Source organism: Victivallis vadensis (genome assembly GCF_003096415.1).
Classification (GTDB): Bacteria; Verrucomicrobiota; Lentisphaeria; order Victivallales; family Victivallaceae; genus Victivallis; species Victivallis vadensis.
Genome location: NZ_QEKH01000018.1, coordinates 72829 through 87396, shown reverse-complemented (window position 1 = coordinate 87396; position 14568 = coordinate 72829). Strand labels below are relative to the sequence as shown.

The 14568-nt window shown below is 58.5% G+C and carries 11 protein-coding genes; 7 read left to right on the top strand and 4 right to left on the bottom strand.

The window, feature by feature from the left end:
* Window positions 1-133 precede the first annotated feature (133 nt).
* Window positions 134-2080, top strand: a complete 1947-nt coding sequence (locus C8D82_RS11850; protein WP_116884501.1) for an alpha-L-rhamnosidase-related protein — start codon at window positions 134-136, stop codon at window positions 2078-2080.
* Window positions 2081-2134: 54 nt separating this feature from the next.
* Here the strand turns inward: C8D82_RS11850 and C8D82_RS11845 are convergent, their stop codons facing one another.
* The gene (locus C8D82_RS11845) at window positions 2135-3133 is read right to left on the bottom strand and encodes a diaminopimelate dehydrogenase (RefSeq protein ID WP_116884500.1); all 999 of its coding nucleotides are present in this window, start codon (window positions 3131-3133) and stop codon (window positions 2135-2137) included.
* A 266-nt stretch (window positions 3134-3399) separates the two neighbouring features.
* On the opposite strand from C8D82_RS11845, the gene C8D82_RS11840 reads away from it, so the two are divergent.
* Genes C8D82_RS11840 through C8D82_RS11815 form a run of 6 tightly spaced genes read left to right on the top strand, consistent with a single transcriptional unit; the run spans window position 3400 to window position 10651 of the window.
* Window positions 3400-5073, top strand: coding sequence for an AMP-binding protein (locus C8D82_RS11840; protein WP_116884499.1), 1674 nt, complete (start codon window positions 3400-3402; stop codon window positions 5071-5073).
* Window positions 5074-5098: 25 nt separating this feature from the next.
* On the top strand, window positions 5099-5629 hold the full coding sequence (locus C8D82_RS11835) for a hypothetical protein (RefSeq protein ID WP_116884498.1): 531 nt from the start codon (window positions 5099-5101) through the stop codon (window positions 5627-5629).
* Between the two features lie 12 nt (window positions 5630-5641).
* Entirely contained in the window at window positions 5642-7609 is a 1968-nt protein-coding gene (locus C8D82_RS11830; RefSeq protein ID WP_116884497.1) for a pilus assembly protein TadG-related protein, read from the top strand.
* A 20-nt stretch (window positions 7610-7629) separates the two neighbouring features.
* Window positions 7630-8289, top strand: a complete 660-nt coding sequence (locus tag C8D82_RS11825; protein WP_116884496.1) for a hypothetical protein — start codon at window positions 7630-7632, stop codon at window positions 8287-8289.
* The gene (locus tag C8D82_RS11820; RefSeq protein WP_116884495.1) at window positions 8286-9410 is read left to right on the top strand and encodes a glycerate kinase; all 1125 of its coding nucleotides are present in this window, start codon (window positions 8286-8288) and stop codon (window positions 9408-9410) included. Before C8D82_RS11825 ends, C8D82_RS11820 begins: the two co-directional genes overlap by 4 nt.
* 2 nt (window positions 9411-9412) lie before the next feature.
* A complete protein-coding gene (locus tag C8D82_RS11815) occupies window positions 9413-10651 on the top strand; it encodes a nicotinamide-nucleotide amidohydrolase family protein (RefSeq protein WP_116884494.1) in 1239 nt (412 codons plus the stop codon).
* Between the two features lie 291 nt (window positions 10652-10942).
* Here the strand turns inward: C8D82_RS11815 and C8D82_RS11810 are convergent, their stop codons facing one another.
* From C8D82_RS11810 to C8D82_RS11800, 3 genes are read right to left on the bottom strand one after another with little or no spacing between them, the layout of a single operon-like run.
* The gene (locus tag C8D82_RS11810; protein WP_116884493.1) at window positions 10943-12058 is read right to left on the bottom strand and encodes an integrase core domain-containing protein; all 1116 of its coding nucleotides are present in this window, start codon (window positions 12056-12058) and stop codon (window positions 10943-10945) included.
* Window positions 12055-12666: a helix-turn-helix domain-containing protein gene (locus C8D82_RS11805; protein ID WP_116884492.1), complete on the bottom strand. Its 612-nt coding sequence runs from the start codon at window positions 12664-12666 to the stop codon at window positions 12055-12057. Before C8D82_RS11805 ends, C8D82_RS11810 begins: the two co-directional genes overlap by 4 nt.
* 12 nt (window positions 12667-12678) lie before the next feature.
* Window positions 12679-14508, bottom strand: a complete 1830-nt coding sequence (locus C8D82_RS11800) for a helix-turn-helix domain-containing protein (protein WP_116884491.1) — start codon at window positions 14506-14508, stop codon at window positions 12679-12681.
* Window positions 14509-14568: the final 60 nt, after the last annotated feature.

Below are 14568 nucleotides of genomic sequence, written 5' to 3'. Positions count from 1 at the left end.
GCAATTCCCGCTCCGGGACAGTGCGGGGAAACACTTGTGAATCCATAATGCGGGGAAAAGCGGTTTGCTTTTCGCGACAGCCGGAATATATTATAAGGCATTCTGAAATGCCTGAAAAAAATCAGAGGATATCATGAGTGCAGTTTCATTGAGCGCCGCCCACCGCCGTTCCGCGTTCGCCGTGTGCGATCCGGCCTATTCCGCCGCCGAACCTTACCCGCCGCTTGCGCCGGAACCGCAATGGCTCTATCCGCGTTCGGAGTACGAGTGCTTCCTGCTGCGCAAGATGCGCGACGAAGTCGGCCGCGCCGGGCTGAACGTCGGTTATCCGGGAATCTTCCACGAACCGGTCGCCACCGTCCGGTTCCGGGCGGAAATCCCGGCGGGCGAACTCCGGCTTCGCGTCAGCGGCATCGCCGAGGCGGAGCTGGACGGCGTTCCGCTGCCCCTCCCCTCCCCCGGTCCCGACGGCTTCCGCCACGTTTCAACCGGAGCCGGAACTTTGCTGGTCACAGTCACTTCGCCCGACATCCGGTCCGCATTGCCCGCCCTCTGCGCCCCCGGAATCACGTGGGAAGCCGCGATCGACGGCGACGACTTCGCCCCCGCCGTGCCGGGCGGCATTCCGGAAGGAACTGAACTGCCCGCCGTCTCCGTTCCCCTGACCGTGCTCGGCCCCGGCAAGTGGGACGCCGGCACCGAGGTGCTCGCCTATGTGGAACTGCACGCCCCGGAAAAACCGGACTTCGGCTGCGGCGAATCGCTGCCGGAGCTGGAAAACCGCAATCCCGCCCACTTCGAGCAGAGCCTCGCGCTCGTGCAAACCGCTCCGAATGTGTGGCGCACACCGACTCCGCTGGCCTTCCGCTATCTGCGTTCCGGCAATGCGGAACAGGTCTCCTGCCGCGCGCTGTTCGAACCGGCGGTCTACCGGGGCGCCTTCGCCGCCGATCCCGAACTGACCGAAATCTGGATGCACGCCGCCTACACGCTCCGCCTCTGCCGCCATCACTTCCTGATCGACGGCGTGAAGCGCGACCGGCTGCCGTGGGTCGGAGACCTCGCGCTGAGCCTGCTCGCCAATGCCTATGTGTTCGGCGATCCTGCCCCGGTCCGGCGCACGCTTGCGGTGCTGGGACGGGCCGGAATCCGCGAACAGCACCTGAACGGCATCGTCGATTATTCGCTGTGGTTCCTGATCTGCCACGACCTCTATCAGCGTTACTGGGGCGACCGGGATTTTCTGGAACTGCAACGCCGCGAACTTGTCGATCATATCGAAGTGCTGCTGGAGCAGTCGCGCTCCGGAATCTTCCTGCCGTCGGCGGGAACATGGCTTTTCATCGATTGGGTCGACTGCCCCAAAGAGAGCGCCCTTCAGGTCCTGTTCCACTGGTCGCTTCAGGCGGCGGAGCGCCTGGCCGAACGGCTCGGAGAATCCGCCCTTGCCGGACGCTGCCGCGAACATGCCAGGCAGTTGAAAAGCCGGCTGTTCGCCGAAGCCTTCGACTCCCGGCGCGGCCTCTTTTTCCAGACGCCCGGAGAGCCGGACTCCGGCTTCGGGCGCCACGCGAATTTCTTCGCGCTGCTGACTGATCTCCCGGCGCCGGAGCAGCGTCCCGCCATCGCGGAAGCACTGCTCGGCGACGGACTGCCGCCGGTCGGCACGCCGTACATGGCCGCCCTCGAAATCTGGGCGCTGCACCGAAGCGGCGCTTCCGGCCGGGCCGTGGAGCGGCTTCGCCGGATCTGGGGCGGCATGCTCAGGCAGGGAGCTTCCACCTTCTTCGAAGCGTGGCGCGAAGGCGCCGGAGAGCAGGAGCGGCACTCCTTCTACGGCCGCCCCTACGGTCTCAGCCTCTGCCATGCGTGGAGCGCCGGTCCGGCGGCGCTGCTGCCGCTGATCTACGCAGACTGCGAACCGGCGGCGGACGGCTGGGAGCAATACCGGGCCCGGGAGGTATTTCCCGGCAAGGAGTTCCAGCTCACCGTCCCCCTGCCCGGCAACGAGCTTTTCATCGAATCCGGCCCGGACGGCTTCCGCATCGGTTCACGCCTGCCGCCGCCGCCCCGGCGCTGAACAAAAAACAGAGGCCCCGGAAACTGTTTTCCGGGGCCTCCCTTTATTCCCGCATCACATCCAGTGCTTCAGCAGCTCCTCGCGCGAAAGCGTGGAGAAATAGGTCGCGGGGATATCGAGGATCGTGAACGCCCCCTTGCGCCCTTCCCGCGCCAGCCGGACCGCCGCCCGGGCGTGCGCGACCAGCACATTGGCGGTCGCCTCGGGATTGCTGCCCCACTGGCAGCGGTATTCGACAAGCGCCGGATTGCCCTTGCCGGTCGAACCCGCCGCGACCACCAGGCCGTCGTGCGGGAACCCCTTGTATTTGGTATTCAGCTCCTCCTGGGAGATGAAATTCACCGTGGTCTTGTAGGGGGCGAAATAGCCGGGCATTTCGAGGATGGTTTTCGTAATCGCCTCCTTGTCGGCCCCCTCCTCCAGCACCACAAAGCACTCACGCGTGTGCATGTCGCCCGGCTCGAAAGCGGGATTTTCGCCGCGCCGGACCCGTTCGATCGCCTCCGGCACCGCGTGGGTGAACTGGCGCGCGTCCTTCACGCCGGGAATGGTGCGCAACGCGTCGGAGTGTCCCATGCTGAGGCCGCCCTTCGGCCCCAGCCCGTAGAAACCGTAGGCCCGCACACCCGGCACGAACGCATTCGCCAGCGTCCGCTCCAGCGAAAAGATGCCGGGGTCCCAGCCGGTCGAAATCACCGATACGTGGCCCGCCTCCTGCGCCGCCCGGTCCATCGTTGCGAAATATTCGGGGATGCGGCTGTGGTTGTCAAAGCTGTCCACGGTGGTCAGGTGCCTCACGAATTCCGGCCCCTGCTTGGGCAGGTCGTCCTTGGAGCCGCCGCAGAGGATCGCGACGTCCGGACGCAGTTCACGCTTCCACCCCTCGATATCCTTTACATCCATCACCGGCACATCGGACAGTTCTCTCTTCACGCGTTCCGGCGAACGGCTGACCACTCCGGCCAGCTCGAAATCGGGATTATTGCGGAGCGACGCCAGCACGCCGCGGCCGACATTGCCGTAACCGACGATCATCACACGGATTTTTTCCATAAAAAATTCTCTCTTTCCTCTTACATGTATTGAAGATTAAATTGCTTTAAGATAATCCGATTTTTTTGCTTTGTCAATCCCGGCGGCTTTCCGCCTCCGGCAACTTTCCCCGAAAAAATCGGTTATATGTCAACAATATTGCAAATTGAAGTTGCGTTTTAAAAATGAGGGTGTATATTCCTTTGCAGAATCGAAATGAATCAGAATAGAGCGGTGCGGTAATCATACGGTTCCGGCCGGTTCAACTCAACAACAACCGTAATAAAATGAAACAAACCATAGAAAAAACCGAGACTCCGGTCGATCTGACGCATGACTTCCCCGTACAGGCTCCCGAATACTTCAATTTCGGCTATGACGTCGTCGACGCCTGGGCCGTCCGGGACCGCAACAAGCTCGCAATGATCTGGGCCAACCAGAAGGGTGAGGAGAAACGCTACACCTTCCACGACCTGAGCAAGCTCTCCAATCAGGCCGCCAATCTGCTGATCAAGCACGGCATCACGTCGGGCGACCGGGTGATGCTGATGCTGCCGCGCCTGCCGGAGTGGTGGATTTTTTCACTGGCGCTGATCAAGCTCGGAGCGGTGCAGTGCCCCTCCCCGACCCTGTTGACCCCGCAGGACATCCAGCACCGGATCCGCTACGGTAAATTCAAGATGGTGATCACCGACGCGGAGAACGCCCATAAATTCGATGAGATCTATGACGACTGCCCGACGCTCTCCGCGCGGCTGCTGGTCGACGGCGACCGGCCGAACTGGATCAGCTACCGTTCCGAAATCAGCGGGCCGAACTCCACGCTCTCCCGGCACGAGGTGAAAAGCTCCGTGAAGATCAGGACGCGTTCCGACGCCCCGTTCCTGCTGATGTTCACCAGCGGAACCAGCAAATATCCGAAGATGGTTCAGCACTACGGCAGCTATGCGCTCGCCCACCGCATCACCGCGGAATTGTGGCACGGGCTGACTCCGAACGACCTGCACATGACCATCTCGGACACCGGCTGGGGCAAGAATCTGTGGGGCAACTACTTCGGCCAGTGGATCATCGGCGCGTGCGTGCTGATTTTCGACTTCCGCGGCAAATTCCACGCCGACGAGCTGCTTCCGGTCATCGAAAAGTACGAGGTGACCAGTTTCTGCGCGCCTCCGACCGTCTACCGGATGCTGACGCTGAACGACCTGACCCGTTTCGATTTCTCGGAGCTGAAGCACTGCACCACCGCGGGCGAGCCGATGCAGACCGAAACCATCCGCATCTGGAAGGAGAGCACCGGCCTGACGATCCGCGAAGCCTACGGGCAGACCGAAACCGTCTGCATGATCGGCAACTTCCGCGGCTTCAAGGTCAAGCCCGGTTCAATGGGCAAACCCGCGCCGGGCTGGCGGATCGAAATCCACGACGAGGACGGCAAACCGCTTCCGGCCGGAGAAGACGGCCGCATCGCGGTCAGGCTGGACCCGGCCCCGGTCGGGCTTTTTGAAAAGTACCTGTACAATGAACCGGAAAACAAAGCCTGCTTCCTGAACGGCTTCTATTACACCGGCGACCGCGCCTATGTCGACGAAGACGGCTACTTCTGGTTCGTGGGCCGGGTCGATGACATCATCAAGAGTTCCGGCTACCGGATCGGCCCTTCGGAAGTGGAAGAAGTAATGTCCCACCATCCGTCGGTCTACGAGGTCGCCGTGGTCGGCGCGCCCGACCCGCTGCGCGGCATGCGGGTCAAGGCCTACGTGGTGCTCAAGCCGGAGTTCGAGGCGACCGAATCGCTGGTGCGCGAGCTCCAGAACTACGTGAAGCAGGAGACCGCGCCGTACAAATATCCGCGCGAAATCGAATTCATCAAACAGATGCCGAAGACCTTTTCCGGAAAAATCAAGCGCGACATCCTGCGCCGCCATGCCGAAACCGGAGAGAACAACTGGGAGCACTGATCCGGGCTTCCCGAAGGAGGAAAACATGAACAGACGCCGCCGGCGCGGAGCTTCCATGCTCGAAACCATGATGGTGCTCTGCATCATGCTTTTCCTCTTTTTCTCGCTGTTTCAGGTCTACTCGTGGGTCGTGGCCAAAATCTTCTGCAACTACTCCGCCTATTACGGCGGCAAGGGGATGGCGCTCGGCTACCGGCTGGCAATCGCGCGCCGGGCGGCCCGGGTGGCGGCCATCGGTATTTCGGGCCGTGCGCGCGACCAGGCCGCCGTCACCACCGTCGATGCGGAGCGCGACGCGGCACAGCTCTACATGACCAAAGGGGACGCCAGCGGCGTCTGGTACGATTACTGGTATCCGCGGACCGGCGACGATCCGCAACTGATGCTGGGCGGCCGCTTCAACTCCGGGGACAACTCGGTTTCCACAACGGTCCGGCTGGAAAACGCGCCGCTGATCTCTCCCCGCCTGGCCATTCCGCTCGGGATTTCCCGGAACCCGGATCCCGGTGATACCGTGTCCACTTACAACCATTCCGCCCTGTATCTGGAAGAGTAGAGGAGGCCCGCCATGCATCTTCCGATCATCCGGCGTCCCGCTCCAGAGGGCCAGGTTCTGCTGCTCGGCATCGTGATCATGCTGGTGCTGCTGCTTGCGATCCTGTTCCTGTTCGACATCCACAATGTGATCCGCGCCAAATTCAAGACCGAGACCGCCCAGCAGGCCGCGGCGCTGGCGGCGGCCAACTGGCAGAAGGAGTCGCTGAACCTGATCGGTGAAATCAACCTGATCAAAGCGGCGGAGACGCTGCTGCAGGACGAAGGCCGCTGGGTCGACGTGCCGCAGCTGGAGCCGGATCCGGTCACCGGCGAACCGTCGCCGTATCCGCTGAAGCCGCGAATCGACCTGCTGACCGAAATGCAGACCCGGATCAGCTTCATCGGTCCTTTGATCGGCTTTGCCGCCGCCCAGCAGGCCGCCAAGCGCAACGGCCTGAATCCCAGTACCGACCTCGACAGCTATATCGAACTGCTGAACACCCACAACCGGTACAGCAGCCATCCGCTGGTGAACAACTACCGCTGGAAAGCGCCGTATCTCCAACTGATCCGTTCCATCGTCGGCAACGGCATCGCGGTAGCGCCGAATGCCCGGCTGACCAGCAATCCGATCGTCTATCCTTCGGAGCTGGCGCAGCAGGCTCTCTACGACGCGCTCTCCCGGCACTACACCGAAATCAACGCCGGACTCACGCCGCCCGTACAGACCACCTGGAACGACGCCGGCCTTTCACTCTACACCAAACCGGACTCCTATTTCAAAGGAAAATGGTGGGACATCGACTACAGCATGATCCGCTTCCCGAACGAGAGCGAAATCTACACGCTCGGCGTGATGTACGGCGGCAGCTACGGCACCTATAACGGCGTCTATTATCAGGACTACCTTGCCACGCTGCAGCAACTGCTGGCCGACCAGCAGTTTTATGCCGAAAATGAAATCCCCGAAGGCATGCGCTGGTGCCGGTACGACAATTTCTGGTATCCGCAATACTACCGCGACCGCTACGAAAACGATTACGACGTAAACCATTACAACTACTGGTTCCGCAGCGGTGTCCTCCGCCGCGACGTCAAAAAACAGTACATCTATGAAGGCCCGGCCGCCTACGCCGAAGGACGCGTCTCCGTGCAGGGCGTCTATCTGGCAGGCAAACTGAACAATCCGCGCACGATCGGCCGGGATGAAAGACAGGGCAGCGCGATCCGCACCTTCACCACCGCGGTCGGCAGCCGCCGGGAGGACCCGGACAGCAGCAATCCGATCAACACCGACTACCGGCCGGGAGCGATCGCCAAACCGCTGGGTGAACTTTCCGGCAACCGTCCTCCCATCGACATCCCGCTGGTGCTGCCGGTTTTCGACAGCGCCTCGGTGATGCCGACCTATATGCCGGTGCCCTACGGTTTCGGCGTGCTGCGGACCGGTTACTCCAGTCTGGAACGGTTCCTGAACTGGCTCTCGCGGCAGGATTCCCTGACCGGCTACACCGAACCGCCTCCGGCCGGCACGGAATACTATTTATTCCTGCTGCAGCAGTTGGCGGACGGGGAACATTACCGGTATTACGGCTACAACCAGAAATTCGACGAATCCGGCTTCGACGCCCGGTGGAAGAACCGGATGGACGAATATCACAAGAACCGTGACCGGATCGTCTATCTCCCGACTCCGGATCAATCCGCCGGGCCGGGCTGGCTGCAGGAGCCGCGTTTATTCAACACCAGCGAGGTAACGACCAGCAAGGATGCGATCGCGGCCGGAGTGCTGATCAGTCCGGTCTCCGGCAAACCCATCTATCTGCGCTTCACGGACAGCACCAGAAAGAGCCTCTACATGGTGTACGAAGACCATATCATCAACAACAGCGATCTGGACCCCAGCCGCTACTACGGCATCAACACGCCGGGTACCGGCCCCGGTTTCGGCGGCACCAACACCGCCCCGGACCTGATGCCGGGACCGCCGCGGCTTTGAATACAGGAGGCGACAATCCCATGAAACCGCACTTTCCCCGATGTCCCCGGCCACGCGGCCAGGCCCTGCTCGAAATGACCGTGATGCTGGTCGGAATCGTCGCGATCCTGCTGGGCGTCGTCTATGTCGGCGGACTGACCGTCGCAAACAACCGGCTGCTGCTTTCCGCCAAATTCAATGCGGAAAAAGCGGCCCGGCAGCCGGATTCCGCCGTACAGCAGAGCGACGGCGAGCTTCGCGGCTGGAGTTATACGACGCTCGAAGTCTCCTCCCGGAAAAAGATCACGATTCCGTTCCTGGCGGACGACCGGCTCTCCTCCTCGACGGATGTGAGCACGCTCAGTTCGGTTTCCAGCGGTTTCCGCAATGCGACTCCCTCCGAAAGCGACTTTTACAGCTACAGCTGGCATTCGCCGCGCGACTTCGACCGCCGTCTGAACAGCGATTTCGCCGATACCGCCGGCAATGCCTTGAATGCAGCGGCGCTGGTGCGCGGCACCGACTCGCTGCGCGATCCGATTTCCGGCTTCGACCGCGGCGAGCGCGACAATGCCTCCTTTGCGATGCGGAATGCTTTCCAGGCCTGGTTCGGCGTGCGCATCACCGGGGAGATGCTCGGCAACATCCCCTCCAATCAGGTCTACATGCCCCATATCCCCTATTCGGAGAGTCAGCCATGAAATTCGTGCTCGCCCCCGACTCCTTCAAGAACGCGCTGCGTTCCCCCGAAGTGTGTGCCGCGCTGACCGACGGTATCCGCATGGCGCAGCCGGAGGCGGAAATCCTCGCGATTCCGCTCGCCGACGGCGGCGAAGGCACCGTCCGGGCCGCGGCACTGGCGGCGGAAGGCGTTCTGGAACAATATGAAACCTCCGGTCCGCTCGGCGCTCCGCTCACCGCGGAAACCGCCCGCCTGCCCGGCGGCGTCGCGGTCGTGGAGATGGCCTCCGCCGCCGGGCTGGAACTGCTTTCGCCGGACGGCTGCGCACCGCTCGAAGCCACCACCTTCGGAGTCGGGCTTCTGCTCCGGCAACTGCTGGACTCCGGCTGCCGCGACTTCGTGATCGGACTCGGCGGCAGCGCCACCACCGACGGCGGCGCGGGAATGCTTCAGGCGCTCGGCGCGCGCTTTTACGACGACGCCGGACGGCTGTTGCCGGAGGGGATCGGCGGAGGAGGCCTGTCGGCGATCCGCCGCGCCGATCTTTCCGGGTTGCTCCCGGAGCTGGCGGCAAGCCGGATACGGATCGCCTCCGACGTGACCAATCCCCTGACCGGCCCGCAGGGAGCCGCCGCGGTTTTCGCTCCGCAGAAAGGGGCTTCCGCCGCCGAAGCGGAGCTGCTCGACACCGGTTTGCGCCACTACGCCGCCCTGTTCGGGGATGATGGTTCCCGTCCCGGCGACGGAGCCGCCGGGGGCATGGGCTTCGCGCTGCGCAAACTGCTGCACGGCCGCCCGGAATCCGGCGCCGAACTGCTGCTGGAGCTTGCCGGCTTCGACCGCAGGGTTGTCGGAGCCGATTTCGTGATCACCGGCGAAGGGCGCTCCGATTCGCAGAGCGCCGCCGGCAAGCTCTGCGTGACCGTCGCCCGGCGGGCGGCCCGGGCCGGAGTTCCGACGATCCTGTGTTCAGGTTCGCTCGGCCCCGGCAGCGAACTTCTGGAAACGGAATTCGCCGCCTGCTTCAGTTGCTCCATCGGACCGGAACCGCTGGAAGAGGCGCTGGCCGCAACGCGGGAGCGGCTGACCCGCTTCAGCCGCAACCTGACCCGATTATTAACCTCAAATCCATCGAGATAACCATGAGTATTGCCCTGATTTCCACCGGAACCGAACTCCTGAAAGGTTCGGTCGTCAACACCAACAGCGCATTCATCGGCCGGGAGCTGGCCTCCGCCGGTCTGCAGGTGATCGCGGATTTCACGATCGGCGACCATCCGCGCGAACTTTACGCGGCCCTGAGTGACGCGCTCAAACTGGCCGACATCATCGTGATCACCGGCGGACTCGGCCCCACGCGGGACGACCTGAGCCTTGACGCCGCCGCCCGTTTCTTCGGCCTGGAACTGGAAAGCGATCCGGTGCTGGAGGAAAAGGTGACGGCCTTCTGGCACAGGCGCCACACGGGCCGGGTTCCCGGACTGGTGCTGAAACAGGCCCGGCGTCCGGCCGATTCCGTGGTGCTGGACAATCCGAACGGCTCCGCTGGCGGCATCGCATTCCGAACCGTATACGACCGGCGCGAACGGCTGGTGGTGCTGCTGCCCGGCCCGCCCCGCGAACTTGAACCGATGGTCCGTCAGGCCCTGATCCCGCTGCTCAAGAGCCAAAGTACCACTGACCGCGAATACACGCTCGGCTTTCTGGTCTCCGGCGTCGGAGAATTCACGATTCAGCAGCAGTTGGAAAAGGCTTTGAAAGAGTTTGAAATCGAACTGGCCTACTGTGCCCGCCCCGCCGGGACCCGTGTCTTTTTCTCCGGGGCGGACCGCGGCCGGGTTGAAGCCGCCGCCGAACGCGCCCACGCGCTGCTCTCGCCCGCCGCTCTTCCGGTCGGAGAGCTGGAGATGGCCGATTACGTGGTCAAACTGCTGGGACAAAGCCATTTGCAACTGGTCACAGCCGAATCCTGTACCGGCGGCCTGATCGCCGGCCGCCTGACCGACCTGCCGGGAGTTTCGGAGGTGTTCAAAGGCGGAGTCGTGGTCTACAGCAACGAACTGAAGCACCGGCTGCTCGGAGTTCCTGAGGAATTGCTGGCCGAACACGGCGCCGTCAGCCGGGAGTGCGCCGAAGCGATGATCCGGGGAGCGGTTTCCTGCCTGGAAGCCGACTGCGCCATCGCGGTAACCGGCATCGCCGGTCCGGGAGGCGGCACCGAAGCCAAACCGGTCGGCCTCGTCTATATCGGAGCCAAACTCGGGGAAGCCGAACAGGTGCGGGAATTCCGTTTCAACGGCGACCGCCGCGCCATCCGGGAACGGACAATCGAGCACGCATTCGCGATGCTCCGGGAATTGCTGGAACCTTCCACATTCTGATCAATACCACATTATCCCATTCCGGAAGTACCCGATTCTGTTCTCTGCAGCAAAAATGATAAAATTATTCCTGGAGCATTAGAGCCCCAGAAAAACGCTTCCTATAAGAGACGTTTTCTGCTTAAAAAACAATGAGTTATGGACTTGGTTTACAGGGGATTTTGGAACCTTTTTACCAATAAAAGAGACAAGGGAACTCAAAATCTCTGTTTTTCAAAAGAAATATAAATTCCCTGCCATTTGTTATCAGTTTTTGTTTCCGGTCTGTCATATAAACAGCAGAAAAAGTCCCTACTTTGAACGGTAATAATAGTTCAATAAGCCAGGAAGCGTTGTTATTTGCCTGATTTCTCCTTCCGTCTGCCAATGGGTCTCATCTTCCAGGATACAGCCGCCATTAAACCTTGTATTTGGCCGCTGGGTATTGTAATATTTTACATACATATCCAGAACATTCCGGAGCGCATCACCACTTAAAAACAGGCAATGCGAAAGGCACTCATGTTTGATCTTCCTAACAAACTGCTCCGCGTGAAAGTTCATTACCGGAGCGCCGGGAGAAATAATCTTCGGCATTAACCCCACCTGCGCAAAGTACCAATCAACCTCCGCTGTATATCGGGTGTCCCGATCCCGGATCAAAAATCTGGCATCTGGCCCGAAAGGACTCTCGCCGTCAGTCCACCATTTTATAGTGTTAATGATCCATTGAGAAGTACAATGCCTGGTCGTTCCGGCCAGAAATACCCGCTGCGTTTCCAGATGAATGAAAAATAAAGTAAAATAGGTCCATTGTCCGTAGTCGGTCCATACGTCTGTTGAAAAGAAGTCACCGGCCCAGGTTACTTTTTCAAATCGCTTCAAAAAATCTTTCCAGGGCAGTCCGCGAACAATCTTCTTTGCATCCCAATGCCCGATGTCATAAAGCAGGTCGTAAACCTGGAACGCCGGGATGTCTGGGAAATATTTTTGCATTTCCTCCCAGACCTCATGTTTTGTCCAGCGGGGATGCTCCTCGACGATACTGCGCAGAATGTCGCCTTTATATACTGTGGAAATACGGGGAGCACTTCTCTTTTTCGGGAAAAGGCTCACATACTTTTTGCCCGAAGCCTTTTTTGAAAAGCGAATGATCTGCGCCGGGGAAAGCAACGAAACTTTCACTTTGGATCGTCCCCGCATCTTCGCTGCCGGAACCGCAAGCTCCTGTTTTTCTGCCTCCGTCAGCTTCAGGCGATCTTTCCGCTTGAAATACATCCCGCGCAGAATCATATTTTCCATGTGTAGATATTCATTCCGTAATGTCAATTCTTCGTCGAGTTCAGCATTTTCGGTAAACTCAATGAGCTTCCGATGAAGGGACGCATAGGGATTCTTCCGCAATTTGCTGTTTGAGCGTTTTGTCATTTGAAGATCACGCCTCCCAGCCCGTTTGCAGATTTCATGGCTGCGACAAACGCTTTCCAGGGCAGTCCCTTTTTGACGCGCTCGGCGGAAATCGGAATGTGATTTTTTACCAGAACCCGTCTGACGTGATGCTCCTTCAGCTGGAAGTTACCGATATTTCGCAGGGCATATAAAATATGTGGCGATCCCCAGGTCGGATTTTCCAGGGCAAAATCAATGATCTGTTGCTCAATTTCCAAAGGAATCTGATTTGATTTTACCGGCGGCGGGTTTGATTCAAAATGCTCACAGCCCCGGATCAAATCTTCATATTTCATTATGGTAACGTCAGAACGGAAACGCTCCGGCAAGCGTTTAGCCAGGCGGCCCAATATGCGAAAGTTCTGTGGCGTTATATCCAGCAGCTCAGTATCACCATTAGTCAGGCGGCGGAATAACAGCTGATTTTCCTTTAACAAATAATCTGATTCAGCGTCCATCTGTTTGTTTATATCCAGCCCGGTCAGGTTTCTGGTATACTCCCGGTAGGTGCTGAGTTTTTGTTTTTCTCTGAGTTTGTCGCGCTCCGTCAGCGGCAGAGCCATATAAAAAGAAGGTTCTTTTTTCATGATGTGATTTCCTTAATATGGACGAGCAGACCGCGCAACGATCCCGGCTGCAGAAAGTCTCTTTTGAAATTCGTCAACGGAAAGATCGGATATTTCCAACACCCTGTCTACATATTTTTGAGGGACAAAGCGTCCTTTAATTTCCCAATGCTGGTAAGAACTCATGTCGACTTTCAAAAAGGCAGCCATTTGGATCTGCGGGATTCCGAAGCGCAGACGAATCTGGCGCATCTCTTCGCCAGAGATCCTTGTGTCAGTATTGGGTTTAGTTTGAATTTGAGGTCCCAGATTTCTGGCTCCCGGTTTGCGACCTCCCAGAAATTTAGATACCATCCCTTTCAAAGTGCGCTTATCTTCATTATAAATAGGAGCGACCTGGTCATAAAACTCGTCACCGACACGCCGTTTTTTAGTTTCCCAATTTTTATATACGGAATGGGGAACTTTCAAAAAGTCCGCCATTTGCTGGCCGCTGAGCCCCAGATACAAACGGAACTTCCGTATATCGTCACAGGTTATAGCGGGTCTGGAAACATTAGTTTTTTCAACAACCGGTTCGGCAGCGGGTGCTGGCGGCGGAGTTGCTTCTGTTATTCCCAGCATAAGTTTTGCTTCGTCGGGATTCATATTCATGAGTTCCCTTACCTTATCCTGGAAACTGGAAGGAACACACCGGGACGGATGTTCCCAATTCTGATATTGGGACAGAGGGATCTGCAAATAGTTTGCCAGTTTCAATCTGGTCACACCGATAGAATGACGGAAGTCGCGGAGCTGCTGGCAAGTGATTTTATCCGGTGAAATTGGTGTTTTTTCGATCTCAGCAGAAGCTCTTGCTGACTCAGTGGGGAAGCTCCCGAAAAGGCTCTGCATCTTTTCAATATATATGTCAGAAGGTCTGCAATTCCCTGATTCCCAATTTTTATATGTAGTAACAGGAACGCCAAGAGCCTCTGCCACTTCACGGCCAGACATTCCGGAGGCGGCACGACCGGCCCGGATTTTAGCAACAGGCATAATGGGTGATTCATATATTTTACGAGTCGAGCTTTGACGATTAACGGAAGAAGGCTGCTCCAGTTTCGGGTCTTTCGGCTGGGCGGCGAATTGTTTTTTGAACAGATCCAGCAGTTTTTCTGCAAATTCGCCTCTTGCAGTTCGTTCTCCGTTTTCCCAGCTGGCAAGCGTTCTCTTTTTACAACCGATAAGATCTGCGAGCTGCGGACGCGTATATCCCAGGGCCTCCCGTAACTGCCGGATCTGTTCTTTTGAAATAACCTGCGGCGTTTCTGTGACCGGTGCAGGCTGAACCACCACTTCCGGTTGTTCTTTTTGTACCGGCAGTTTTGGCATTTTTGTCTTTTTACCGGTCGTCAGGAAATGCCCGCGTTCCTGTAATTCGGTGCGAAGTTTGGTAGCGGGCCACTTTTGAATTTCCCGGAATCGTTCTTCAACAGCAGGCGCCAGAGCAAAGCGACCGCTTTCCCAACGGGCATATTTCTGTGCGGATGCATCGAAAAGAGAGCCCATAGCTTCCTGGCTCAACGATCTGCCCAACCGAAAACGCTTCAGGTGAGCACCGGTGATCTTTTGTTTCGGCTGTTCCTGGCGCTGTTGTTCAGCAGCCTGTTCTGCCCGCGTCAACGGTGTCGCGCCATAGTCATTGAGTTTTTTGACGCGCAGTTCCAGCGTAAAAAGGCGCTGTTTGAGAAGTTTGTTTTCCTCCTGGAGCTCTTTTACCCATTCGCCCAGCCGGATCAGGTTTTGATGTTTGCGGATGTTCTGCTTTGAGACGCGATCCGCAATCACCTCAATGTCGTGAATAATGTTTGATTTTCCCATAAACGTTCCTTTCTTGTTTTTTATATTAAGGTTAAGGGATTTTCAAAACCGTCAAAAATA